At 56.8% G+C, this 23,578-nt stretch carries 21 protein-coding genes; 10 read left to right on the forward strand and 11 right to left on the reverse strand.

Annotated elements, in window-relative coordinates; all coding sequences use genetic code 11:
* The first annotated feature begins 207 nt into the window (after positions 1-207).
* Positions 208-1,122: a DUF4382 domain-containing protein gene (locus tag DTF_RS21550; protein WP_051360771.1), complete on the forward strand. Its 915-nt coding sequence runs from the start codon at positions 208-210 to the stop codon at positions 1,120-1,122.
* Positions 1,123-1,274: 152 nt separating this feature from the next.
* On the opposite strand, the gene DTF_RS0102545 is transcribed toward DTF_RS21550, so the two are convergent.
* Both DTF_RS0102545 and DTF_RS0102550 read right to left on the reverse strand, forming a co-directional pair.
* The gene (locus DTF_RS0102545; protein WP_035055539.1) at positions 1,275-1,670 is read right to left on the reverse strand and encodes a DoxX family protein; all 396 of its coding nucleotides are present in this window, start codon (positions 1,668-1,670) and stop codon (positions 1,275-1,277) included.
* 43 nt (positions 1,671-1,713) lie between these two features.
* Entirely contained in the window at positions 1,714-2,526 is an 813-nt protein-coding gene (locus DTF_RS0102550; RefSeq protein WP_226989137.1) for a dienelactone hydrolase family protein, read from the reverse strand.
* Positions 2,527-2,793: 267 nt separating this feature from the next.
* Here DTF_RS0102550 and DTF_RS0102560 point away from each other — a divergent pair, with 267 nt between their 5' ends.
* The 4 genes from DTF_RS0102560 to DTF_RS0102575 all read left to right on the forward strand — a co-directional run bounded on the left by DTF_RS0102560 (position 2,794) and on the right by DTF_RS0102575 (position 5,526).
* Complete coding sequence (locus DTF_RS0102560; protein ID WP_027714044.1) at positions 2,794-3,921, forward strand: hybrid sensor histidine kinase/response regulator; 1,128 nt, start codon at positions 2,794-2,796, stop codon at positions 3,919-3,921.
* 67 nt (positions 3,922-3,988) lie between these two features.
* Positions 3,989-4,564, forward strand: coding sequence for a phosphatase PAP2 family protein (locus tag DTF_RS0102565; protein WP_162148582.1), 576 nt, complete (start codon positions 3,989-3,991; stop codon positions 4,562-4,564).
* Positions 4,565-4,798: 234 nt separating this feature from the next.
* Positions 4,799-5,005 carry a hypothetical protein gene (locus DTF_RS0102570; RefSeq protein ID WP_027714046.1) on the forward strand — a complete coding sequence of 69 codons (207 nt, stop codon included), beginning with the start codon at positions 4,799-4,801 and terminating at the stop codon, positions 5,003-5,005.
* 128 nt (positions 5,006-5,133) lie between these two features.
* On the forward strand, positions 5,134-5,526 hold the full coding sequence (locus tag DTF_RS0102575; RefSeq protein WP_027714047.1) for a cupredoxin domain-containing protein: 393 nt from the start codon (positions 5,134-5,136) through the stop codon (positions 5,524-5,526).
* 142 nt (positions 5,527-5,668) lie between these two features.
* On the opposite strand, the gene DTF_RS0102580 is transcribed toward DTF_RS0102575, so the two are convergent.
* Entirely contained in the window at positions 5,669-6,181 is a 513-nt protein-coding gene (locus DTF_RS0102580; RefSeq protein ID WP_027714048.1) for an OmpA family protein, read from the reverse strand.
* Positions 6,182-6,355: 174 nt separating this feature from the next.
* Between DTF_RS0102580 and DTF_RS27550 the strand changes: the two genes are divergently transcribed.
* Positions 6,356-6,490 (forward strand): hypothetical protein, encoded by a 135-nt coding sequence (locus DTF_RS27550; protein ID WP_255342718.1) that lies wholly within the window; start codon positions 6,356-6,358, stop codon positions 6,488-6,490.
* Between the two features lie 106 nt (positions 6,491-6,596).
* On the opposite strand, the gene DTF_RS0102590 is transcribed toward DTF_RS27550, so the two are convergent.
* From DTF_RS0102590 to DTF_RS0102615, 6 genes are all read right to left on the reverse strand, one after another.
* Positions 6,597-7,325, reverse strand: a complete 729-nt coding sequence (locus DTF_RS0102590; protein ID WP_027714049.1) for a hypothetical protein — start codon at positions 7,323-7,325, stop codon at positions 6,597-6,599.
* A 135-nt stretch (positions 7,326-7,460) separates the two neighbouring features.
* Entirely contained in the window at positions 7,461-8,072 is a 612-nt protein-coding gene (locus DTF_RS25075) for a DUF2845 domain-containing protein (RefSeq protein WP_051360776.1), read from the reverse strand.
* 67 nt (positions 8,073-8,139) lie between these two features.
* Complete coding sequence (locus tag DTF_RS0102600; RefSeq protein ID WP_027714050.1) at positions 8,140-8,481, reverse strand: zinc ribbon domain-containing protein YjdM; 342 nt, start codon at positions 8,479-8,481, stop codon at positions 8,140-8,142.
* A gap of 46 nt (positions 8,482-8,527) precedes the next feature.
* Positions 8,528-8,980 carry a pyridoxamine 5'-phosphate oxidase family protein gene (locus DTF_RS0102605; protein WP_226989138.1) on the reverse strand — a complete coding sequence of 151 codons (453 nt, stop codon included), beginning with the start codon at positions 8,978-8,980 and terminating at the stop codon, positions 8,528-8,530.
* Entirely contained in the window at positions 8,964-9,983 is a 1,020-nt protein-coding gene (locus DTF_RS21560; RefSeq protein ID WP_051360780.1) for a histone deacetylase, read from the reverse strand. Before DTF_RS21560 ends, DTF_RS0102605 begins: the two co-directional genes overlap by 17 nt.
* A gap of 5 nt (positions 9,984-9,988) precedes the next feature.
* On the reverse strand, positions 9,989-11,818 hold the full coding sequence (locus DTF_RS0102615; RefSeq protein ID WP_081702799.1) for a bifunctional acetyl-CoA hydrolase/transferase family protein/GNAT family N-acetyltransferase: 1,830 nt from the start codon (positions 11,816-11,818) through the stop codon (positions 9,989-9,991).
* 452 nt (positions 11,819-12,270) lie between these two features.
* On the opposite strand from DTF_RS0102615, the gene DTF_RS0102620 reads away from it, so the two are divergent.
* A complete protein-coding gene (locus tag DTF_RS0102620; RefSeq protein ID WP_027714053.1) occupies positions 12,271-14,271 on the forward strand; it encodes a methyl-accepting chemotaxis protein in 2,001 nt (666 codons plus the stop codon).
* Positions 14,272-14,594: 323 nt separating this feature from the next.
* Here the strand turns inward: DTF_RS0102620 and DTF_RS0102625 are convergent, their stop codons facing one another.
* Both DTF_RS0102625 and DTF_RS0102630 read right to left on the reverse strand, forming a co-directional pair.
* Positions 14,595-15,548, reverse strand: a complete 954-nt coding sequence (locus DTF_RS0102625) for a cation diffusion facilitator family transporter (protein ID WP_035055541.1) — start codon at positions 15,546-15,548, stop codon at positions 14,595-14,597.
* A 74-nt stretch (positions 15,549-15,622) separates the two neighbouring features.
* Positions 15,623-16,135, reverse strand: a complete 513-nt coding sequence (locus DTF_RS0102630; protein ID WP_027714055.1) for a hypothetical protein — start codon at positions 16,133-16,135, stop codon at positions 15,623-15,625.
* A gap of 334 nt (positions 16,136-16,469) precedes the next feature.
* Here DTF_RS0102630 and mutS point away from each other — a divergent pair, with 334 nt between their 5' ends.
* Genes mutS through glnD form a run of 3 tightly spaced genes read left to right on the forward strand, consistent with a single transcriptional unit; the run spans position 16,470 to position 23,503 of the window.
* The gene (gene mutS, locus DTF_RS0102635) at positions 16,470-19,085 is read left to right on the forward strand and encodes a DNA mismatch repair protein MutS (RefSeq protein ID WP_027714056.1); all 2,616 of its coding nucleotides are present in this window, start codon (positions 16,470-16,472) and stop codon (positions 19,083-19,085) included.
* Positions 19,086-19,088: 3 nt separating this feature from the next.
* On the forward strand, positions 19,089-20,807 hold the full coding sequence (locus tag DTF_RS21565; protein ID WP_051360782.1) for an N-acetylmuramoyl-L-alanine amidase: 1,719 nt from the start codon (positions 19,089-19,091) through the stop codon (positions 20,805-20,807).
* Positions 20,804-23,503: a [protein-PII] uridylyltransferase gene (gene glnD / locus DTF_RS0102645; protein ID WP_081702762.1), complete on the forward strand. Its 2,700-nt coding sequence runs from the start codon at positions 20,804-20,806 to the stop codon at positions 23,501-23,503. Before DTF_RS21565 ends, glnD begins: the two co-directional genes overlap by 4 nt.
* Positions 23,504-23,578: the final 75 nt, after the last annotated feature.

Genomic DNA, 23,578 nt, shown 5'->3' on the forward strand with positions numbered 1-23,578 from the left:
CCCTATGATTACCCTGAAACAGGGTCGTGCGTCAATGATTTAGCTCCTGTACGCCAGGCGGGATCCACATGCCCGGATGTGGCAGCAGCAACAGTCATTTGGCCTTGAAAATCCAGGCAGGCTCGAGAAATACAGGATTTGGGGTGTGGCATCAGTCTTGCTAAGTACGGGGCATAGAGTTACTCACTCGAATTTCAGGAGGCAAAGATGAAAAAAGTCTTGTCAATGTTCATGTACATGGGAATGGGGTTGTTTATTTTACTTCTGGGCGCCTGCGCCTCGGACGACGGAGGCGGGGAAGAAACAGGGTCGGTCCAGCTTTCCATAACCGATGCCGCCGACCACGATTTCAGTGAAGTGGTCGTCTCCATAAAAGAGATCCGGGCTGTTCCCGCGGGCAGCGAAGATTCCGATGGCGCCGGCCTGCCTCTGATCGTCGCCTTCGAAACGCCCAAGGTCGTCAACGTTCTCGATCTCGTTTTCCACCAGGAGCTTCTTGGCGAGGCTCTCGTCCCGGCGGGCGACTACAATCAGCTCAGGCTGATCATGGAGGAGAATGCCGATCCGCTGGCCCCGGTCAACTACATCATCCTCGCGGATGATCCCGAACAGCTGCCGATTCCCCTTGACACTCCGAGCGGTCATGAATCAGGGCTGAAGATCGTCGGCCATTTCGAGGTTGCGGCAGGGGAGGTCATCCCCGTGGCCCTTGACTTCGATCCTTCCCGGGCCGTTGTGCAGTCCGGCGAGAGTCAGAAATGGCAGTTCAAACCGACGGGTATCCGCGTGGTGCAGACGGAGGAACTCCTTCTCTCCTACGGCGCGGTGGTCGGTCAGGTGGTGGTGTACGAAATAATTCAGGACGGAGTAACAACCCTTGCACCCGTCAGTGTCGCCCTGGTCCATGCGATACCGCAAGGGGGAGTGGCGCCGGTTGCCTCCAGTGCGGTCAATCCCGAGGATGGGACCTTCCGTCTGCTTCTCCCCGATGGGATCTACGATCTGCATGTCACTGCGGCCGGATTTGAGGACTACTCCTCCGCCCCTGCGCTTTATGAAGTGATCGGTGGTACGGACACGGATGCGGGGACCCTGCTGCTGAATTCGGTCTCGGCGCTTTAAGGTCTGCCTGTTTGACTTAGAGAAGCAGGACAGATGTCGCCTGGAAAGAAGAATTCCCATCCCCCAGGAGTTCTTCTTTTTGGGAAAAGCCCCCGGCAGCTTAAGCGGTCGGGGGCTTTTTTTCGTATGTTCTGAATCGGTGGAATATCCGATTATTTCCTGAGACGATCCAGGCTCCAGGGACCTCCACCGGCGGCGAAGAGGTACAGATACAGAAAACAGTACAGCGCCGCCAGCTCTCCCTGGTTCACCAGAGGCCAGAAGTCTCTCGGAGCGTGCACCATGAAGTAGGCGAAGGCCATCTGCCCCGACAGCAGGAAGGCGACAGGGCGGGTGAACAGGCCCATGAGAATGAGCGCACCGCCGAAAAGCTCCAACACCCCCGCCAGGCCAAGCAGCGAGAAGAGGGCGGGCTCGGCTTGCGGCGCCGCCGGAAAGCTGAACAGCTTCTGGCCGCCGTGCTGCATGAAGAGAAATCCCGCTACCATGCGCAGAACGCTCAACAGGCGAGGCGCCCAACTGGTGCGGAGAGTTTGCAGATTGATCATTCGGTCCTCCTTAACGCTGAAGTAATTTTGCTCGTCTCGGTTTTTATTCGCCGGGCTGCTTGCCGGACCGGAAGATCCCGGCAAGAAATTCCTGCATCGCCTGCCAGGACTTTCTATCGGCTTCGGGGTCGTAGGCGATCGGCATGTCGAATTTTCGGCCGGTTTCGTCGGCCTGGGGATTGGTGAAGCTGTGTCTGGCCCCCGGATAGCTGATGAAGCGATAATCGACTCCGGCGACGGCCATCTCTTCCTTGAACCGATCAATCTGCTCCGCCGTGATGAACCTGTCCTCGGCGCCGTTGAGCACCAGTATCCTGGCTTCGACCTCTCCGGGCCTGGCCGGATTGTCCGTGGTCAGATTGCCGTGGAAGCTCACAACACCGTCCAGGTCGATCCCGGCCCGCGCCATCTCCAGCACCAAGCCGCCGCCGAAACAGTAGCCGATGGCCGCGATTCTTTCGGTATCGACGGTCGGATGCTTCTTCAACTGCTCCATCGCCGCCAGAAAACGCTCCTTGGCCAGAGGCAGGTTTTTGCGCAATTCACCGGCGAAGCTCCCCGCTTCCTCAGGATGGGCCGCCGTCTTCCCCTCGCCGTACATGTCCACCGCCAGCGCGGTGTAGCCAAGTTCGGCCAGCATGCTTGCGCGTTTTCGCGCGTAATCGTTGAGACCCCACCATTCGTGGACCACCAGGATTCCGGGACGTTTCCCCTCGACGGAATCGTCAAAGGCGAGATGCCCCCTCAACTCCGTTCCGTCGGCGCTGTATGTCACTTCCTGTTCCTGCACCGCCGCCGGAGCGGTGACAGGAAAGGCCATAAGCATCATCATGGTGGCGATAAAGGTCCGCATCATGGGGCTTCTCCTTGAGTGTTTTGGAGGGCAAACTCCTCCTCCGACATCTCCGGCATCCGGAACAGGGTGAAGACTACTTCACTGCCGGAACCGTTTGGCAGAACGCGCATGGGTACGTAGATTTTCCCACTCCGTATTTCTTCTAACAGAATACCACCAATTTTCTAACAAACGGCCAACATGACAGGTATAAAAAAGCCTCGGATGGACAGCAAAACTGAATCCCTTCCCACCGAAGGTGAATAGCGAGCGGATATGAGGAGCCCGATGTCATTGGCAAAAATCCTGATCGTCGAAGACGAAATAGAGTTGGCGGAAGTGCTCGAATACAACCTGCGCAAGGAGGGGTACGAAGTTCTGACCGCCTGCGACGGTTTGAGCGCCTGCCGGCTGATCGGGGCCGAGCGGCCCGATCTGATCCTGCTCGATATCCTGCTTCCGGATCTCGACGGCTGGGAGGTCTGCCGGCTGCTGCGGAGACACCATGACCGCGAACTGGCCTCGACGCCGATCGTCATGCTGACAGCCCTGAGCGCCCTCGACGACCGTTTGAAAGGGCTGGAGCTGGGGGCCGACGCCTACCTGGCAAAGCCCTACGCGGTCAGGGAAGTGATGCTGCGGGTGCGGCAGCTGCTGGAGAAGCGGCGGGAGCGCTCGGCGCTCATGGCCGAGATGGAGGCGCTGCGGGCCGGGGCGGGGCTGCAGGCGGACTTGCAGGATCTGATGTTTCATGAGCTGCGCAACCAGATGGTGATCATCGGCGGCTTTTCCGGTCTCCTCGTCCGTGGCGGAAAGTCGGTGCCGCCGCTGGATTGCCTGGAGGCGATCCAGCGCAGCGCCGATTACCTCAGCTCTCTCGCCGAGGGATTTCTGCTGGTCCGTCAGATCGAGACAGGAGCGTTCGAACTCCCCCGCGAGAAAGTGTCGCTGAACGCTGTACTTGAGGAGATGATCGAACTCTATCGCCCGCGGGCGGCGGCGAAGCAGATCATCCTTCGGCTCGAGACGGCCGCCGTGCCATCGCTGCAGCTGCACTCCGGCGCGGTCCGGGTGATCCTCTCCAGCCTGCTCGAAAACGCCATCAAATACAGCGAGAACGGGACCGTCGTCAGTCTCCGTTTCGCCGCCGGCAACGGCGGCAGCGATATCGAGATCGAGGATGAGGGACCGGGAGTTTCGGAGGAGGAAGCCGAGCGTATTTTCGACCGCTTTTACCGCGGCGAGCGCCTGACCGGCACCACCCGGGGGTCCGGGTTGGGACTCTATGTCGCGCGTACTCTGGCCCGCCACCTGGGGGGAGAGATCTCTCTGCGCAGCGCCCCGGGGCACGGAGCCTGCTTCACGGTCCACTTCCCCGCTTCTCCGGCCGGGTCGGGTCGGTTTTCACCTCAGTAGGAGGAGATGAAATGAGTGCCGTGGCCGAAACATCACTGTGCGCCGAAGAAGGAGAGCGATCATGCCGGTGAACGGAATTCAAATGCGGGACAAGGGGTTGGCCGCTTTCTACACCCGCCACATCACCCCCCGCGAAGTCCTTCTCATGCATTATCTCTGCGACCTGCGCCGCTTCTCCCCGCTGACTCTCCTGTTTTTGGCAGCCAGCCGCCTGGGTGACGGCCCGCTCTGGGGGGTGAGCGGCATCGTTCTGCTCGTCAGCGGCCCGGCCCGGAACCGCTGGGCGGTGCTCGGGGCGGCGCTCGCCATGGCGTTTTCCGCCGCCCTGTTCATGGCAGTCAAGAACCTCATCGGCCGGCCGCGCCCCTACGAAGCCTGGCGTGACCTTCCGTGTCTGCTCGCCCCGCCCGACAAGTTCTCCTTCCCTTCGGGCCACACCATGACCGCCGTCGCCGCCTGCGCCAACTACGCCGAAATTCTTCCCGGCTCGGAAATCTTCTTCCTGCCCGCGGCTGTCCTCATTGGCCTGTCCCGGGTTTTTCTCGGCTGCCATTATCCCACCGACGTTCTGGCCGGCGCCATCCTCGGCGGCGGCATCGGCTTCGGGTCGTCGCGGCTGGTGTTTTGGCTTGCAGGTTTCTAGTATGGAGGTGGCAAATAGTGCGGAGTGGTCTGGAGTGGTCTCCATTGCGCCGCTTCGAACAGTGCTAAAATATTGGTAGGTAGATAGATCGCCACGATTTTGATACCGACTTTGCGGTAAGCGTGAGGTGTCGGTCTCAAAGGCCTGCGAAGAGAAGAAAGAACCCGTTTTTAACATCCCGAGATGACCCATTGAAGAGCACATATCTTCAATGGGGCGGAAAGGAGAAGAGTCATGAAGGAAACCGCTTTTAAAAAACTATGTAAGTCCGTCCAGAAAGGAGAATCGCGGTTCGTGGAGAACACCCAATCCCATCATGCCGGTAAGGCTCTCTCCTGCAGTGAAGGACGGATCGAGGTGCACATCTACGGCAAGCACGAAACCTGGCCCAATGAAGAGTGCAAAGAGTTCGAGGGACCCGATTTCGACTATCACCGGTGACCCTGGTCCAAGGCAAGCCAGGGAACTCGGCCCTGATCTCCGGGTCGATCGACCTTCAAATGCCGTTCTTGAAATGGACTTCGTGGTAGATCGAAGGAGAGAACAGGGACGAACAAAGGAGAGAGACGATGAAAATGAAACCCTGGATGCTGTCGGGAGTGGTCGTCGCGCTGGTTGCGGTGCTGGCTGGGTGCGCCGGACCTAAGGTGAGCGTTTCAGCCCCTGCAGGGACAGGTGAGAAGCGGATTGCAATGGAGGCGAGCAGCTTCAGCTTCGAGCCGAACGAAATCCTCGCCCATTCCGGAGACAGGCTGCTGCTGGAAGTGGAGAACACGTCGGGAATGGATCATAACCTGACCGTTCTCGATCCGGCCGGGGAGCTGCTTCTCTCCCGCCACCTGCCGGCCGGCCAGAAAGTGCCGATCGAACTGAACCTCGACCAACCGGGCGACTATCACTTCCACTGCGACAAACCGCTGCACCCGAGCCTCGGCATGAAGGGGACGATCCGCGCCCAATAGCCGGGTCGAAGGGCTCTGCGAACCCAACAATCGCTCCATCAAAGCAAGAGGGGAAAGCTCTGATTTGAATGAGGGACATGGGGAAGGTTGAGGGAAACCCCGGCGGGGTTTCCCTCTTGCTTGCGCAGTCGTTATCGGGAGCTTAGTTGCTTATGACGAATTCCGCCCGTCGGTCCTGTGCCCAGGCGACATTGCTCGTTGCTCCCTTGGTTGCTTTCTCTTCTCCGTAGCTGATAATGGCGACCCGCTCGGAGTCGATCCCAAGAGACATCAGGTAATCACGAACGGTTTGGGCTCGTTTCTCGCCGAGGGCCAGATTGTACGCGTCTGAGCCGCGCTCGTCAGCATGCCCCTCGATGATGATGCGGACTTCTTGTTGAGTCAGCAGCCACAGGGCATTGCCTTCCAGGGCTTTCTTGCCCTCGGGGGTGAGGGAGGAGGAGTCAAGATCAAAGAAAATCCTTTCGGCGGTCATCGCCTTCTGTACCGGTGCAGCGGCGATCGGCTCGGCTGACTCCTGGGTCACGACAGGGGCCTCCTGCTCGGCAACGACAGCGGCAACATCCTTGATCGGTTGATCGTTCACAACTGTTTTCTGGGCGCAGCCGGCCAGAGCCAGGCTGCCAATAAGAATCAGGCCAAAAAGATTCTTCATTTTTTACTTCCTCCTTGATGACGAATGTTAACAAACTGCGGCCGATGCAGATCGGACACGAGAAATCTCAGTAGCAAAAACAAGGCCATCATGGATCGGTGAGTCCTTCCCGCTGTGCGCGGAAAGGGAAGGGAGGGTCAAGAGATTGAGACGATGGAATCGAAGGAGATGCTGATGCATATAGTTTTGAAGACGAAGATCAGCAACGCAGGAATCGGAAAGAGAGGAGATTTTTTAATCCAAAAGAAAAAGGTTAAAATCATTCCACCCGGTGAAATGGCGCAGGTAAATGAAATTCAGCATGAATGATCAACAGAAATTGGCAACTTACGCATGCGCTTTCACGTTCGGCAATCCACCTGTTCTGCACTCGAAGTCAAAAAGCCTCGCGCGGGTCGAAGCGTGCAATTGCTTCTCAGTATCCCTTGAAATGGCGGGTGAAGGTGATGAATCCCTGCACTCCGTTCACTTCGGAGGAGCCGACCGCATTGTCGAACTCCATGTCGGTGGCCAGGCCTCGAACGCTGATCCCGATGGAAGCAGTGGGGTAGTACTCGAATTCGAGGCCGGCCCGGCCGTAGACGCCGATGCCGAATTCGGAAAAACTCTCGCCAGCAGCGGCGGCGGCTGTATCGGGGTCAGCGGCATCCCCCGCTTTGACCTCACCGTCCTCCTCGTACTCGGCAAAGACCATGGCCGGCCCGGCACCCAGATAAAGCCGCCAGCGCGAACCCAGCCTCTGGTTGAGGCAGACTCCCGCAGAGAGGTCGAGCATCCAGAAGGAGGTGTCGATCTTGACGCGCGCCTGGTTCTGGCCGAGAAGGACAGTTGAGTCGCGGGATCGCCAGCCGAACAGGGCTCCTCCCTCAAACCCCACCTGGGTCGCTTCGCCGGCTAAAAAGTGCTGGCCGAAAAAACCGACGTAGGGCATCGAGGAGAGATCCTCCTCGTCGGCGAACTCCGACGATGGCACCCGGAAGGTCAGGCTGTCCTCGTCGAAGCTGGCCGCTCCGATCAGTCCCTGAAGGAAGCTGTCGCCCGCGGCGTGCGTTGTGCGGGGGAGGCCTGACGACAGGCCGGACAGGGCCAGAAGGGTGATCATGAAAATCGGAGAGGATAGAAAATAACGATTTCCCCGTGGCATTCTCCACCTCCTTATTCATCCTCCCGCACTGCGGGAGCAGCTTGCCCTGGATGTTCCCTCAAGGATAGCAGGAAAAAAGAGAGCTACTGTCGATTCGGTGCGAGGGACTCTTTCCATCGGAAGCAGAGGCCGTATTCATTTCTCCGGATCGAAACCGTATCCGCCTATTTCGATATCCGCCAGGCGGCCCTTGCGAAACTTCAGAATGTGAATGAAATGACGCGGGCCGAAATTGTAAGTCCACTGTTCAACCGGAACCGTCGTCCTCCGTTCAAGAGTACGGTCCTCCCTCAGGATGGTTTCGTCATACCAGCGTTCAACCAGATCCGGTTCGCCGCATTTTTTCAGCACCTCGGCAGTGGTATCTCCTTCGGCCAGCAACTGGCCGTGCCGGCAGCGGTCCAGCCCGGAGTCCATATCGGGGTCAAAGCCGTAATCGCCTGTTTCGATATCGATGAGGATGCCGTTGGCGAACTTCAGAAAGTAAAGAAAGTCATGGGGACCGAAATTGTAAGTCCATTCATCCACTACGGAACCGATCCGTTTTTCGACGTGCGTATCCACCCCTTTCCGAAACTCTTCGAAATGGCGTTCTTCCAGCATCGGTTCACCGCATTTCTTCAGAACTTCCAGCTTACTGTCGCCGGTGGTCACCACGTCGTGTCCGCACCGCAGGGCGAGGGCTTCGGGGGCCCCCGACAGACAGAATAAAGCAAGAATCAGAGAAGAAACGATCAAATTACCCATTCGGAGCACTCCCGCTTATTCATGCCCGACAGAACGCGAACCCTGTTTACATCGACGAGATCGATGCTCATGCTTTTTTGACAAACTCCGATTTCAACTTCATTGCGCCGATACCCTCGATCCTGCAATCGATATTGTGATCGCCATCTACCAGGCGGATATTCCTGACCTTTGTCCCGACCTTGACCACTGATGACGAGCCTTTGACCTTGAGATCCTTGATCACCGTGACCGAATCGCCGTCTTCAAGGACATTTCCGTTGGCGTCCCTGATTGCATTTTCATCGTCGGTCCTTTCGACGGCGGAAATTGCTGTCCATTCATGTGCACATTCCGGACAAACATACATACTTCTGTTTTCGTAGGCGAATCCTGAACCACATTTCGGACAGCTCGGTAAATTACTCATTTTGTTTCCTCTTCTCTGACTGACATTGTCGATATGCGTCGGGCGCCTATTTTCGTGCTTTACCTGTCAGTGAATCAATATCAATTCTGATGACCCTCGTCACTGCGTCTTTTTGTTCGATATATCTTTTCCCCTCCTCAATAAACGCAGGGGAGTATTTTCCCAGAAGGCTCACCAGAGCGTCGATCCTTTCGACACCCTGCACCGCGCAAGCGGTCCCGGAGACGATGACGCTCTCATACTCGGTGGCAAATTTTTCGGGGAGAATTTTCGTCCTGCCGACGACACAGAAGGACACTTTGCGATTGTAATCCAAATTGACAAGCTTGTGACCTTCCAGGGCGCAATGGATGTAAATCGAGTTGTTTCTGTAGGCATAGCTAAGGGGGATGCCATAGGGTTGGCCGTCTTCGCCTACGGTCGATAAAACGCCATATTCCCCCTCGGCCAGCAACCATGTTGCCTCTTCTGCGCTTATTCCTCTATCTTTTCTCCTCATAAACCTCAAGATAACTCCTTTGATTTCGGCGCACCGCAAGCACGGCGATGATTTCCGGTACCAGGCGCTCCAGAACGGCGATCGAGTAGCCGCCTTCCAGGAAGAAACCGACCTTTCCCTCGCAGTGATCGCCTGCGATTTCTGCAATTAGTCCGGCCGCTTTGATGAAGTGCCGATCCTCCACGTTCATTACCCCGAAGGGATCTTCCCGGTGCGCATCGAAACCGGCGCTGACAAGAAGGTAATCGGGACGTATCTTTTTCTCAAAGTCGCGCAGGCTCACTTCGAAATGCCGCAGCCAATGATCGCCCGAGCTCTCCAGCGGCAGGGTGATATTGCGCGTATAGCCTGTCCCCTCGCCGCACCCGGTTTCGTGCAGGTAACCGGTATGCGGAAAAATGTGATCGGGCTCTCCATGGAGCGAGTAGTAGAAAACTCCCGGGTCTTCGCAATAGATGTAGTCGATGCCGTTGCCGTGATGAACGTCGAAATCGACCACCAGAAAGGTCGCCTCCGGTTCGTTTAGCCGGATGGCTTCGATGGCCAGCGCGACGTGGTTGATGTAGCAGAACCCTTCGGCGCTCCTTCTGCTCGCGTGGTGGCCCGGCGGGCGGATCAGCGCGAAGCCGGCGCCTTTTTCCCGCAGTGTTTCAGCCAAAGCCAGAGCGCATCCGCCCGCGGCCAGCACGGCGCGAAAGGTCGTCGGGCTGATACGATTGTCGGGTGACATGAAAAAGCGGCTTTGCCTCAGGCAAGCGGCCTCCAGACGCAGCAGGTACTGCTTTTCGTGTACAAGTTCCAGTTCGGAGATCCGGGCGGGCTGCGGGACTTGAAAAGAGACAGGCAGCTGTGCGGGGAGTCTGGCGCATCCGCGGAGGATGCTGCTGAGCCGCGCCGGGATTTCCGGGTGCCCTGAGCCCACCTCGTGCAGAAGGCAATCCGGGTGATAAAAGACCTGGAAGTGTTCTTTTTTAAATGGAAATCTCTTTTCCAGATCCAGCATGGTCGTCACTCCAGAGGGAGCAGATAATTCAGCTCCGAGGGATCTTCTGCGGGTTCACTTATGAAATGGAATTTTTCGAAAACCCGGCACATCGGGGTGTTGTCGGAGCGGACATTGGCCGTCATGAACTTCAGGTTTCTCTGGCGCGCGATGTCGATGAGCCGTTCCAGGAGCCGGGTGGCGAACCCTCTGCCGCGCATACTTTCGTGCACGACGAAAGCGGCTTCCGCCCTCTCGCCGTCTTCGAGGACGTAATAGCGTCCGACGGCGAGAATGACTTCTCGGGGGCCCTGGCGTTCCACGATGCACAGGGCCATGTCCTTGGACAGGTCGGTATTGACCAGGCGATAGGCCTGCGCCGTTCCCATTTTTTTCGGTTCGTTGCGGTATCGCTGGAAAAGCGTTACCTTGTCGTGCGAATAGAAAAAACTCTGCAGCCGACGCTGATCGGAAGGATGGAGGGGGCGCATGAAATAATCCTCTCCTCTGCTCTCCAGCTTGATGACCTCAGTATCTCCGAGTTCCTTGACAGGGGTCGGAGTGTTGCGCTGATAGGGAGGGACCTTGTCGGATTTCAGCATGTCCTCCAGCAACTGATCGCGGAATTTCGGATGTGCGATCTGGATCAGTTCCATGACCCGCTCGCGAATGCTGCGGCCCCTCAGCGTTGCTATCCCATACTCGGTCACCACATAATGGACGTCACCTCGGGTGGCCACCACCCCGGCCCCTGAACTGATCTCCGAGACGATGCGCGAAATGGCGCCGTTTTTCGCGGTGGAGGGCAAGGCGATGATGGGGAGTCCTCCCTTGCTCATGCCGGCGCCGCGGATGAAATCCACCTGACCGCCGATGCCGCTGTAAAAATGGCCCCCTACCGAATCGGAAACGATCTGACCTGTCAGATCGACCTGGGTTGCGCTGGTAAGGGAAACCATCTTGTTGTTTTTCGCGATGACCGCCGGATTGTTCACGTAGTCGGTGCTATGAAACTCCACATGGGGGTTGTTATCGACGAAATCATAGAGTTCCTGACTGCCGAAACAGAACGAGACGATCGTCTTGCCTTCGTGGATTCCCTTGAAGCGGTTGGTGATATTGCCGTGCTTGTACAGTTCCAGCAGACCGTCGCTGAACATCTCGGTATGGATCCCCAGATCGTTGTGGTCGGTCATCTTGTGCAGCACCGCATCGGGAATTTTGCCGATCCCCACCTGCAGGGTGCAGCCGTCTTCGATGAGCAGGGAGACGTATTCTCCGATCTGCAGGGTGACTTCGTCCAGGGCTGCGGCAGGCACCGGCGGGATCGGCTCGGAAACCCTGATGAAGGCGGAGATCTCGTCTTGATGCAGGTAGCATTGGCCGAAGGTCCGGGGCATCTGGTCATTGATCTGGGCGATGATGTGTTTGGCTGATTTGGCCGCCGCCATGACGATATCGACGGAGACTCCCAGCGAACAGTAGCCCTGCGCGTCGGGCGGGGTGACCTGTATGAAGGCAATATCGACGGGGAGGATGTTTTCCGTGAAAAGGGCCGGAATCTCCGACAGGAAGCAGGGAGTGTAGTCGGCCTCGCCCGCGCGAACCGACTCGCGGGTCCCCTGATCCAGAAAAAAGGTATTGACCCGAAGAGTCTGCTCATATTTGGGATCGGTCCATGGAGTCTTGCCAAGAGTGAGCAGATAGACAAATTCCAGGTCGCTGAAATGTTCGGCGGATTCCAGAAAAAGATCGATCAGTGCATGGGGACAGGCCGCGCCGGTGCCTAGAAAAATACGAAAGCCGTTCTTTATGAATTTTTTCCATGAATTGGGATTGTTGCTGAGTTCTTCCATCATGCCCCCGTCTGCCTTGGTTGACTGCCGTTCTTCCATAGTAATCGACAAGAGCTTGGAGTGTAAATGGAAACAACCGGGTGCGGGCCGGATAGTTCCTCATACCCCTATATCTTCATTCCACAGTTCGCCTCTCGTTTCCCTTCGGCGAAGGCGCGGTTGATGCCTCGCAGAACTTCGGCGAGGTTGATGGTTAGAAAGGCCGCAGTGGACCTCCCAGCTTGGTCCGACTCCGCAGTGTGCACGGCACATAACGAACTTACTTTTGCAGGGGTCGAAATTTTTCTTGACGTGTGTTCGTCTGAATAGTTAGGGTGCTTGGAGAAGGCTTGAAAGAAGCTTTAAGTGGAACTTTGGAATCAAAGGCGATATGAAGGCAACGCATCCATATCGATAAATTCAGCACCGTGGCTGCAGTGGCCGTGGTGCTTTGTTTTTAAGGAGCTTAGGGCATGAATAATTTGGGTGCATCGAGCAACGTCAATCGCAGTCGGCTTTATGCTCTCTGTGGATTTCTTCTCGGAATACTTGCCCCCATCGGGTGGATTGTTCTGCGGCTTGTTCTTTTCTGGCAACCGGGGGAGACGGTCTGGGCCCAGATTTCAGGGGATATCCTTCATTCCTCCGAGAGCCTGACTCTCTACGGCTATATGGGACTGGGAACGGCCCTTGTCCTCGGCGTCTTCGGTTACCTGATCGGCAAAGCCTCTCAGCAGATACACGAACGGGCCCGTGGTCTGGACGAGCTTAACCAGGCGGTGGAGAGGCAAAAAACTGAATTCGAGCGGCGTTTTCGCGACCTGAACACCAGTATCAAAAATTTCCATTCCATTAACAACCATGTTCAGAAATCGATGGATATTCAAGAAGTTCTGCGTCTTTCCGCCGATGGCCTGCATGAAATCCTCGGCTATGACAGAGTGAACATTCTTATGGTGAATCCGGGGCGAGAAAGCCTGCAATTCGTCGCCAGTCGCGGCACCGGAGACGATGACGTTTCCAATATCGTCATTCCCCTCGACGAACGGGCCGGAGCTCTCTATAAAACCGTCACTGAAAACAGGCTTCTCCTCGTCGATGACATCACGCGCATGCCCGAGGAATTCCACCTGAAGCCCCCCTGCGACAACATCCATCAATTGCGTTCAAGAAGCTTTATTCTATGCCCCATCGTGGTCAGGGATGAAGTCATGGGGATGTTTGGCGTCGACAACAAAGTACGGCATCATGCCCTGGACGAGACCGACGTCGATACCGTCCATCTTTTTGCCGATCAGGTTTCTTCGGCATTGACCAGGATCAACCTGGTGGAAGCAGTGGACACCCTTACCAGAGAACTGGAAGTCACTTTTCAGGAGCTTCTCAAGTATCGTGGGGAACATACCCGCCTTGATCACACCCTCAAGCAGGCCACCGCGTCAACGAGCGAAGCGACGGCCGATATCGCACGTGCGGCCGATGTGGTTTGTGACGCGGTGAATGCCACTCGTTCGGCTTCCGGAGAGATATCCGTCTCCATAGAGCAGGTGTACCAGAGTCTGAACCAGCTGACCGGGTTCATGAATAATTCCGTCTCGGCCATGACGGAAATTTCCGCAACCATCAGAGCGGTCGAAGAGAACGGGACCCACTCTCATCTCATGTCCGAGAAGGTGAAGCAGCAGGCCGAAACCGGTGCCGAGGCGGTGAGCGATGTTCTGGCGGGTCTCAAGGAAATTGCAGGGGCCGTGGAAAGCGCTGCTTCCACCATAGGCCGCCTTTCCAAAAAAGGGGAAGAGATCAACGGCATCACTACCGTCATCGCTGAGATCACTCAAAAAACTAATCTTCTTGCACTGAATGCCGCAATTATCGCCGCCCAGGCCGGTGAGCACGGTCGTTCTTTTGCCGTTGTCGCCGATGAGGTGCGCAGCCTCTCCGTGGAAGCAGCCAACTCGACGGGGGCCATAGGTCGGCTCGTCGGAGAGATCCAGGAGTATACCCGCGAAACCGTGGACCATTTCGCACGGACCCGGCAACTGGTCAAGGAAGGGACAGACCTGGGAGAAGGGATGGAGGCCTCTCTTCGCCAGATCCTCGAGAGCGCCGTCTCGGCCATGGAAATGGCGCGCGACATCCGCAAGGCGACCCAGGAAGTCGCCCGAAGCGTAGAGTCGGTCACCGTCTCAATCGACGAACTTGGAGATATGGTGACTCAGATTTCCACCGCTTCAAAAGAAGAGGCCGTCGGAATCCGAAGCATTGTGAAATCGATCGAGGAAGTGAAGAGCATGACTGACGACATGGTAACGGCGACTACCAGGCAGCGCCAGAACACGCAAAGCATCGAAGCGGCGGTTCAATCGGTCAGCGATATGGTCGGACAAATTTTTACGGCCATGGAAGAACGAAACCAGGGGAGCCGAGAGGTGATTGAAAGCCTGGAGCGCCTCAAGAATGTAGGCGGGAAATGAGGCGTGAGGTTCAAGGTTCAAGGTTTAAGTTTTAGGATTTAAATTCAAGAGAAGCCTTCGTTTGCAATACCCAGGAAAATCATTTCTGTCACCAGAAGTCGGCAAAAGGCAAATCAACGGAGACGCATCTTTCTACCTTGGCGCACCAGTGAAAAAAGCCACTGCCGAACGCGGAAGCAATGCCCAGCGCAGCGCAGGTCCTTTCTTTGGTTACTTTTCTTTAGACCAGTAAAGAAAGTAACCCGGCTGCCGGCCGGGACCGGCGAATTTAAAGATTCTGGTTCAAGGGTCAAGATGCAAGGGGAGAGGCATGCTTTTCCCCCTCACGCCTTCAGGTCCTGACCATTATCCCTCTCATCATCCATGCGGGCCATCTCCGCCGGACACTTATCCCGGCCCGGACAGTCGGCTCGGCGACAGGGCTCGATGTGAATGGTGACATCGGACCCCCGAATCTCCTCCTTGATTCTCTTTTCCAGATGATCGGCGATGGCATGGGCCTCTTCCACGGAGAGGTGTTTGCAAACAGTGAGATGAAAATCCATGATTTTTTGAGACCCGGCTCTGCGGGTCCGGAGCTTGTGGAAATCGAGCATGTTGCCGTGATGGGCCTCGATCAACCGGGCGACTTCCTGATTGATCTGTTCGGGGAGCTTTTCGTCCAGCACTTCTCCCAGGCTGTGACGTACGAGCCGCAGGGCTTCCGTGAGAATATAGAGGGCTACCAGGATCGACAGGATCGGATCCAGCCACGGAATCTCGAAGAAGGAGACAACCGTCAGCCCCGCGACAAGGGCAAGATTGGTGTAGACGTCCATGGAGAAATGGAGGCTGTCGGCCTTGAGGGCAGGTGAATCGGTCTGCCGTGCAATGCGCCGCAGGTATCGACCGAGCAGCCAGGAAGCGGCCGTGCTGAACAAAAGCACGATGACACCCCCGCCAGGGCTGCTTAGATGCACTCCACGGATCAGCCTGCGCACCGATTCGAAGATGATCCATGAACCTGACAGGGCAATAAATAGAGCTTGAACGAAGGTGGCAACCGTCTCGAATTTGCCGTGCCCGAAGGGGTGACTTTCGTCAGCCGGTTGTTCCGCCTGGCGGATGGCCAGATAATTGACCCCCGACATGAGGATGTCGAGAAGAGAATCGACCGCCGAGGCAAGAACAGCCATTGAACCGGTCATTAACCCGGTCAGCATCTTGAGCAGGGCCAGACCGGTGGCGGCGGCAATGGAAACCCGGGCGGCTCGGATTTTCGGAGAGGTCGTTATCATTTGATCCATAAGGCCAGGAGCCAGGAATCAGGGAATCAGGATCAACCCGGAACCTTGAACCTGAAACCCCGGTTTCATTCCTTAAGCGAACATTCCCTCTCCCAGGCCGAGTAGCCGTCTCCCTCAATTTGCCAGAAGGCTTCTATCCGGCGGCGGAAGTAGTCGAGTTCGGAACAATCCCTGCGCACGTCTTCGACAACTTCCTCGCTCACCTTGCCTATCTTTTTCCCGTATTCATAAAAAGCTTCGACACCTTGGAGAATGGTCCCGAGCTCTTCCATGTTCGGCTCGAGGTTTTTCACAATATACCAGTTGCCGGCGAACTGGCGAACCCTTCCGGAATGAGGGGAGAAGATGTTCTCCCGGCGGTCCGGAATGATGAACTCGCGGAGGAAATAATCGGCTCCCCAGACCAGGCGCCCCGCCTCGCCCGGCGAACGTCCCTCTTCCGCCATCTCCAGATAGAACATCCGCAGCAGTCGTTGGCACAGCGAGTCGATGCGGATCTCGTCCTCGAATGTATTTAGGTCGAAATTTTCCTTCCGGAAAATGTCTCCTTTTGAGTCTGTTCTACTATTTGCGTTCATATTTCCTCCTGCAGTGGCGGTTTTCTTATCATTGCCGTCTTTGAGAGGTCAAGGCAAATCTGCCTCGAGAGCTTGTAGGATTTGGGATGTCGTCACGCGAAAACAGGAAAATCGAAGCATGTTTCCGCATATTTCAGAGCGGTGCAGAACTAATTTGCCCAAAATTTCGAGAAATATGGACCAATCCACCTTTTTTACATCAAATTGATCCTGAGTCGACGGGTCACTATAAGGCTATTTACATCAAAAAGGGGGTTTGTTAACATAATGCCGCCCCCGGCTTCCGGCGAGGGTATTGCTGACTGCCGTCCCATCCGCGAGGTTTGTCGAATCTATGAGCAGTACCACCCCCATGATGCGTCAGTATCTGGAAATCAAATCCATGTATCCCGACGCCATCCTTTTTTTTCGCCTTGGCGATTTTTACGAGATGTTCATGGAGGACGCGGTCACCGCTTCCCGGGTCCTGGATATCACGTTGACTTCCCGCAACAAGGGAGCGGCCGACGAGATCCCTTTGTGCGGCATCCCTTATCACAGCAGCCAGCCCTATATCTCGAGACTCGTGGAAAACGGATACAAGGTTGCCGTATGTGAGCAGGTCGAGGATCCCAAAACGGTCAAAGGGATCGTCAAACGGGAGGTCGTGCGGGTCGTCTCCCCCGGCCTCATCGTCGATACCGATACTCTCCAGCCCAAAGAAAACAATTATCTCATGGCTCTGGCCTGCGGCGGGGACTTCGGATGGGGGATCGCCGTTCTCGATATCACCACCGGAGAATTCAGGGCCACGGAAATGGCCGGCCCGGAAGGGGTTTTCAGCGAAATCGCTTCCATCAATCCCCGTGAGGTTCTGCTTCCCTCCGGCGAAAACGGCGCTGCCCTGATAGAGTCCCTTGCGGGGCCGTTGGCCGGTCGGATGATCAACACCATCCCGGAATGGGTTTTTGAGACCGACAGGGCTGCAGGGCTGCTGACGGACTTTTTCGCCTGCTCTTCCCTGGACTCCTTCGGCTGTACCGATCTCCCCGGCGCCATCGGCGCCGCCGGCGCTGTTCTCCATTACCTGCAGGAAGCCCAGAAGGGGACGCTCGATCATATCCGCACCCTGTCCACGTATCATGCCGCTGATTTCATGGTTCTGGATGACTCCACCCGGCGCAATCTGGAACTGACCGCCACGTTGCACGACAACGGCAAGAAAGGATCCCTCCTCGGTGCTCTGGACCGGACGGTGACAGCCATGGGGGGGCGTAAGCTCAGGCAATGGATCAACCGGCCTCTGGTCGACGTGAGGAGAATCCGAGATCGTCATCAGGCGGTACATGAACTGGTCGAAAAAAGCCTGGCGAGACAGGATCTGCGCTCCGCTCTGGACGGGGTGTATGATCTGGAGCGCCTGAACGGAAAGATCTCCATGGCCAGCGCCAATGCCAAGGATTTGATCGCGCTCAAAGGCTCTCTGGAGCGAATTCCGGCTCTCCTCGATGAACTCGCGGCACTGGAGAGCCCCTTGGTTCGCAGTCTGCGCGGGGATATCGATCTTCTGGCCGACGTGACCGGGATTATCGGCAAAGCCATCGTCGACGATCCGCCTTTCGTCCTGCGAGAAGGCGGGCTGATCCGAGACGGCTTCGACGGGGAGTTGGATGAGCTGCGCACCATCAGCCGAGAAGGAAAAGGATGGATTGCCCGTCTGGAGCGCGAAGAAAAGGAACGGACCGGAATTTCCTCCCTCAAGGTCCGATTCAACAAGGTGTTCGGCTATTATATCGAAGTCACCCGATCCCACCTTGCCAGCGTTCCGGACGATTACCAGCGCCGGCAGACCCTCGCCAACGCCGAACGGTATATCACGCCGGCCCTCAAGGAGTACGAAGAGAAGGTCCTTGGGGCGGAGGAAAAACTGACCGCCATCGAATACGATCTCTTTCAGCAGGTTCGCCGGCAGGTGGCCGGGCAGGGGGGGCGGATTCAGGCGACCGCCGATGCCCTGGCCGTTCTGGACGTGCTTCTCGCGCTGGCCGACCTTGCCCATGACCGCAGCTATGTCCGTCCCGAAATCGTCGACAGCGGCGAATTGATCATTATCGAAGGTCGTCATCCGGTTGTCGAGGGCATGAGTCTCTCTGAGCGGTTCGTACCAAATGACGTGGTCATGGACACCCGGGAAAACCAGATCCTCATCATTACCGGTCCCAACATGGCGGGCAAATCCACCTTCATGCGCCAGGTCGCCCTGATCACCCTGATGGCTCAGATGGGGAGCCTGGTGCCGGCCAAAAGCGCCCGCATCGGGGTGGTGGATCGCATCTTCACCCGTGTCGGAGCAAGCGACAACCTGGCGCGAGGCCAGTCGACCTTCATGGTGGAGATGACAGAGACGGCGCACATCCTCAATCACGCCACCCCCAGAAGTCTGATCGTGCTCGATGAAATCGGCCGCGGCACCTCCACCTTCGACGGTGTCAGCATCGCATGGGCGGTTGCCGAGTACCTGCATGACCATGCGCCCGTGGCGGCAAAGACCCTCTTTGCAACACATTACCATGAACTGACGGATCTGGCTCTGACCCGGGAGAGGGTGAAGAACTTCAACATCGCCGTTAAGGAATGGAACGATCAGATCGTTTTTCTGCGCAAGATCGTCAAGGGAGGCGCCAGCCACTCTTACGGCATTCAGGTCGCTCGCCTGGCGGGGCTTCCCCAGGCGACGATCGAGCGTGCCCGGGAAGTCCTCAGGAATCTGGAGTCGGGTGAGTTCGAAAAGGAAGGACAGCCCCGCCTGGCACGCAGCCGCATGGCCTCGCCCGTCCGGGAGACCCCCCAGCTCTCCTTGTTCGCCCCGGCAAAGGATGAATTGCGGCAGAAGCTGGAGGATCTCGATATCTCCGTCCTCACCCCCCTTGAGGCATTGAACGTTCTGGACCAACTGAAGAAGATGGTGTGATCAATGTTTTTTTTCCGTCTGCCGATTCTGTTTCTGATCTTTCTTCTGGCTGCCTCCGCAGGCACGGCGGCAGCCGATGCCGAAAGCGCCTACCGGAAGGCGAAAGAGGGCTATCAGCAGCTTCTGAAATCATCTAAACAGCAGCTTTATCGAAGCAACTGGGAAAAGGTGATCGACGGGTTTATGCGGGTCCGCGACACCTATCCCCGGCATCCTAAGGCTGCCGCTGCTCTGTATATGGCGGGCAAGTCCTGCCAGGGACTGTATAAGATATCCAGGGTGAAGAAAGATGCCGGGCGGGCCTTCGAACTCTACTCCCTTCTGGCGGAAGACTATCCGGAAACCTCGCTTGCAGACGATGCTCTTTCCCTGGCCGCCGGCATCCAGGAAGAGGTTTTCGGCGACTTTTCCCAGGCCTATGCATGCTATCGGAAGGTATGCGAACAACACCCTTCAGGGGATATGGTCTCCGCGGCCCGAAAGAAAATGATTGAATTGGCCCGCTATGCTCCGTCCCGGCCGCCTTCGCAGGCAGCGGATCTCAAGGCTTCGGCCTCGGATTCCACGGTGATGGGAATCCGCTACTGGTCCAAATCCGACTATACGCGGATCGTCATCGATCTGGGCGGCCGCGCTGATTTTACCTCCAATGTTCTCGCTCCGGATTCCCGCGGGAGCGTTCCGCCCCGTATCTATGTGGATGTGCCGGGGGTCACCCTGGGGCCGGAAATGGTGGAGACCATCGAGGTGGGAGACGGGCTTCTGCAGAAAATCCGCACTGGCCGCCCCGATGACAAGACGGTGCGAGTGGTCCTTGATCTGGTCAGTTTCCAGGATTACAAGGTTTTTCCCCTTGAAGACCCTTACCGTATCGTCATCGATGTTGCCGGTGCCGGTGCTCCTGAACTTACGTCCAATCCCGCAGAGCTGAGGTCGCTGCCGCCGGGAGCGAAGGACGGCATCGCCGGAATCCTGGATCAGGTCCCTGGTGACAGCCCGCTCAAGGTCCGCATCCCCCCCGGCAGAGCGGGCAAGGGGTTGAGACGCATCGTTGTCGATGCCGGTCATGGTGGAAAGGACCCCGGGGCGATCGGACCCAAAGGAGTCATGGAAAAGGATGTGACCCTGGCGATGGCCAAGGCGCTGGCCCGTTCGCTGGAGAAAGAACTGGGCTGCGAGGTCATCCTCACGCGGGACAGCGATGTCTATCTGGATCTCCCGGAGCGAACGGGAATCGCCAACAGGGTGGGGGCGGATCTTTTTATTTCCATCCACGCCAATGCCAACCGCAGTCGTGATGCCTATGGGGTCGAGACCTTCTATCTCAACTTTTCCAAGAACGACAAGGCTGCGGATGTAGTCGCCCGAGAAAACGGCACCACGCTCAAGGAGGTCGGAGACCTCGAACTCATCCTCTTCGATCTGATGGCCAATTCCAAGATCAACGAATCGAGCCGCCTCGCCGCCGAGATTCAGAAATCCCTTGTCGAGGATCTGAGCAGACATTACTCGCATATCAAGGATATGGGAGTGAGGCAGGGGCCCTTCTATGTGCTTTTGGGAGCCACCATGCCTTCCGTTCTGGTCGAGACGGCTTTCATCAGCAACAATCGTGAAGAGGCCCGTCTCGCCGACCGGAAGTTCCAGCAAAAAACCGTCGAAGCCATCACCCGGGGGGTTCGCAGTTATGCCGTCGCCCACAACCTGATTGCCACGAAATGAATCCAAAAAAATCTCCAAATTCGAAAGTTTTCTTCTCTCCGGAGATGCTCTCCGATTCGTCCATCACTTACGACCGTCGGCGGGCGCTGCTTCTGCCCGCCGCCCGCTCCTTCATTGAACATCACCAGCAGCGCATCCACGAAGAACATCTCGGCGGCGCCGGCGGCAGGCGGGTGGTTGGCAGCCTGACCTCGTTTACCGATACCCTGCTGCGCAACCTTTATCGAGGAGTCTCCCTGGATCTCAACGACAGTCAAGGATCCTGCGCCCTGATTGGCCTGGGAGGGTATGGCCGCGGCGAGCTCAACCCCCGTTCCGACATCGACATCATGTTTTATTACGGGGGCAAGGAGAAGCGTTTCGCCGAAACCGTGTCGGAACGCATGCTGTACCTGATGTGGGATCTCGGCCTTGAGGTGGGGTACAGCGTCCGCACGGCCAAAGACTGTCTTGAAATGGCCGAAAAGGATATCACGGCCCGCACGGCACTGCTGGACTCCCGTTTCCTGGTCGGCGACGAGGAGCTCTATAACGATTACGACCGGACAGTTCTGGATACGATGCTGCGCCGCAACAGCCAGTCTTTCATCCGGGAGAAGATGGAGGAAAATTCCCGTCGTCTAGGCAAATACGGATCATCCGTCTACCTGTTGGAGCCCAACATCAAGGAAGGGGAAGGGGGGCTGCGGGATCTGCATACCGCACTCTGGGTGGCGCAAGTCAAATTCAAAGCCCGATCTCTGCGCGATCTTATCATCAAGGGTGTCCTCACCGAACGGGAAGGGCAGTTCTTTGAAGAGGCCCAGGATTATCTCTGGCACATCCGCAATGAACTCCATTACCTCTCCTCCCGGAAAAACGATCAGATTCACTTCGATCAGCAGGAGAAAATCGCACGTTTTCTAGGATATCAGGACAATAAAAGAGCACCGGCCGTCGAGCAGTTCATGCAGGACTATTATGCGCATGCCACCCGCGTCGAGCATCTTGCCTCTTCCCTGATCACCAAGGCTCTGCAGCAGGAACAGTCCACGTCCAGAATTTTCGGCTATATCGCAAGACGTCAGGTGGAAGAAGGCTTCTACATTCTGAGGGGCGAGTTGCGGCTCAGCCAGGAAGACCTTTTCACCCGGGAACCGTCCCGGATGATGCGGGCATTCGTCCTTGCCCAGCGGCACGGAGTTCGCCTCAGCGTACCGTTGAAGGGACTGATCAGAGAGAATCTGCACCGTATCAACGACCGGGTTCGCCGTTCCCGGGCGATGAGCGAGGGATTCTGGGAAATCCTGCGAACTCCCCAGGGGATGTCCGACACCCTGATGGATATGCACCATCTGCAGTTTCTCAATCACTTCATCCCCGAGTTCGGCCGCATCTACTGTAAGGTGCAGCATGATGCCTACCATATTTACACGGTGGATATCCATTCGCTCTTTGCCGTCGAGGAAATCGCCAAGCTCTGGCGTGGGGATTACGCGGAGAAAAAACCACTGCTGACCAAAGTGGCCAATGATATCGAGAAGCGGGAGCTGCTTCTGTTGGCCGTCCTGTTCCACGATATAGGCAAAGGAGAGGGAAAGGACCATTGCAACAAAGGGGCAGACCTCATCCCTACGATCGCCCGACGTCTTGGCCTCGGCAAGGAAGACAGCCGCCGGCTTGAATTCCTGGTCCGCAATCACCTGATCATGGCCCATATTTCACAGCGCCGGGACCTCCACGACGACAAGCTGATCGAGCAGTTTGCCCAGAACATGGGGATGAGCGAAAATCTCAAGATGCTCTATCTCCTGACCTTTGCCGATATCAAGGCGGTCGGTCCCGACGTATGGTCCGAATGGAAAGGCTTTCTTCTGCAGGAACTCTATGAAAAGGCCTACGATCTTCTCGAACGAAGTAATTTTCGCCTGGAGAAAAGGTCGGAGAAGGTTCGCAACCGCAAAAGGAAGGTCGTTGACCTTCTCGAAGACGAATTCGATTCCAAGGTCGTCAAGGACGCCCTCAAGGCCATGAGCACCCGCTATCTCCTTTCTTATCGTTCCGCGGAGATTGCCGAACACCTTCGCCTGGTTCTCAGCCGGGGAGACCGGACACTGGCCATGAAGATGGAACACGGGCCGCAGGGCGAATACACCCAGGTCACCGTCTCTACCCTCGACGTGCCGGGGCTCTTCTCGATGATCACCGGAGTCATGGCCGCAAACGGCATCAATATCCTGGGCGCCCAGATTTTCACCCAAAGCCACGGGGTGGCTCTGGATATTCTCCAGGTCGTCGGCCCGGCGGGGAAGATGATCAGCGATGAGAAGAAATGGCTGCGTGTCGAGGAGAACCTCACCTCGGTAATCGAAGGGCGGGTCAGGGTGGATGATCTCGTCAGCCAACGCCAGCGCCCCAGCTTTCTGGCGGAGCGCCCACTTCCCCGGTATCCCAATCGGGTTGAGGTTGACAACGAGATCTCCGACGAATACACCGTCATCGATATCTACGCCCACGATAAGGTCGGACTCCTCTACCACATCACCAAGACCCTCAAGGAACTTGGTCTTTACATCGGAGTTTCAAAGATTTCCACCAAGGTCGACCAGGCTGCGGACACTTTCTATATACAGGATATCTTCGGCCAGAAAGTTCTCCGTCAGGATAAGATCGAGGAGTTGCGCACTCGGCTGCTGGAATGCCTCGACGAGGATTAGCAGGCTGATGAAAAACGCCCATCTGCGGCGTTGGCCTCATCCTTCGTCAACGACGTACCTTCCAGGTACGCCTTA

Origin of the sequence: Desulfuromonas sp. TF, assembly GCF_000472285.1 — a bacterium.
Classification (GTDB): Bacteria; Desulfobacterota; Desulfuromonadia; order Desulfuromonadales; family ATBO01; genus ATBO01.

What these genes read in the sequence shown, in the direction of transcription:
- DTF_RS21550 (WP_051360771.1), top strand. Translation starts at nt 208, where the DNA reads ATGAAAAAAGTCTTGTCAATGTTCATGTACATGGGAATGGGGTTGTTT.
- DTF_RS0102545 (WP_035055539.1), bottom strand. Translation starts at nt 1,670, where the DNA reads ATGATCAATCTGCAAACTCTCCGCACCAGTTGGGCGCCTCGCCTGTTG.
- DTF_RS0102550 (WP_226989137.1), bottom strand. Translation starts at nt 2,526, where the DNA reads ATGATGCGGACCTTTATCGCCACCATGATGATGCTTATGGCCTTTCCT.
- DTF_RS0102560 (WP_027714044.1), top strand. Translation starts at nt 2,794, where the DNA reads ATGTCATTGGCAAAAATCCTGATCGTCGAAGACGAAATAGAGTTGGCG.
- DTF_RS0102570 (WP_027714046.1), top strand. Translation starts at nt 4,799, where the DNA reads ATGAAGGAAACCGCTTTTAAAAAACTATGTAAGTCCGTCCAGAAAGGA.
- DTF_RS0102575 (WP_027714047.1), top strand. Translation starts at nt 5,134, where the DNA reads ATGAAAATGAAACCCTGGATGCTGTCGGGAGTGGTCGTCGCGCTGGTT.
- DTF_RS0102580 (WP_027714048.1), bottom strand. Translation starts at nt 6,181, where the DNA reads ATGAAGAATCTTTTTGGCCTGATTCTTATTGGCAGCCTGGCTCTGGCC.
- DTF_RS27550 (WP_255342718.1), top strand. Translation starts at nt 6,356, where the DNA reads ATGCATATAGTTTTGAAGACGAAGATCAGCAACGCAGGAATCGGAAAG.
- DTF_RS0102590 (WP_027714049.1), bottom strand. Translation starts at nt 7,325, where the DNA reads ATGCCACGGGGAAATCGTTATTTTCTATCCTCTCCGATTTTCATGATC.
- DTF_RS25075 (WP_051360776.1), bottom strand. Translation starts at nt 8,072, where the DNA reads ATGGGTAATTTGATCGTTTCTTCTCTGATTCTTGCTTTATTCTGTCTG.
- DTF_RS0102600 (WP_027714050.1), bottom strand. Translation starts at nt 8,481, where the DNA reads ATGAGTAATTTACCGAGCTGTCCGAAATGTGGTTCAGGATTCGCCTAC.
- DTF_RS0102605 (WP_226989138.1), bottom strand. Translation starts at nt 8,980, where the DNA reads ATGAGGAGAAAAGATAGAGGAATAAGCGCAGAAGAGGCAACATGGTTG.
- DTF_RS21560 (WP_051360780.1), bottom strand. Translation starts at nt 9,983, where the DNA reads ATGCTGGATCTGGAAAAGAGATTTCCATTTAAAAAAGAACACTTCCAG.
- DTF_RS0102615 (WP_081702799.1), bottom strand. Translation starts at nt 11,818, where the DNA reads ATGGAAGAACTCAGCAACAATCCCAATTCATGGAAAAAATTCATAAAG.
- DTF_RS0102620 (WP_027714053.1), top strand. Translation starts at nt 12,271, where the DNA reads ATGAATAATTTGGGTGCATCGAGCAACGTCAATCGCAGTCGGCTTTAT.
- DTF_RS0102625 (WP_035055541.1), bottom strand. Translation starts at nt 15,548, where the DNA reads ATGATAACGACCTCTCCGAAAATCCGAGCCGCCCGGGTTTCCATTGCC.
- DTF_RS0102630 (WP_027714055.1), bottom strand. Translation starts at nt 16,135, where the DNA reads ATGAACGCAAATAGTAGAACAGACTCAAAAGGAGACATTTTCCGGAAG.
- mutS (WP_027714056.1), top strand. Translation starts at nt 16,470, where the DNA reads ATGAGCAGTACCACCCCCATGATGCGTCAGTATCTGGAAATCAAATCC.
- DTF_RS21565 (WP_051360782.1), top strand. Translation starts at nt 19,089, where the DNA reads ATGTTTTTTTTCCGTCTGCCGATTCTGTTTCTGATCTTTCTTCTGGCT.
- glnD (WP_081702762.1), top strand. Translation starts at nt 20,804, where the DNA reads ATGAATCCAAAAAAATCTCCAAATTCGAAAGTTTTCTTCTCTCCGGAG.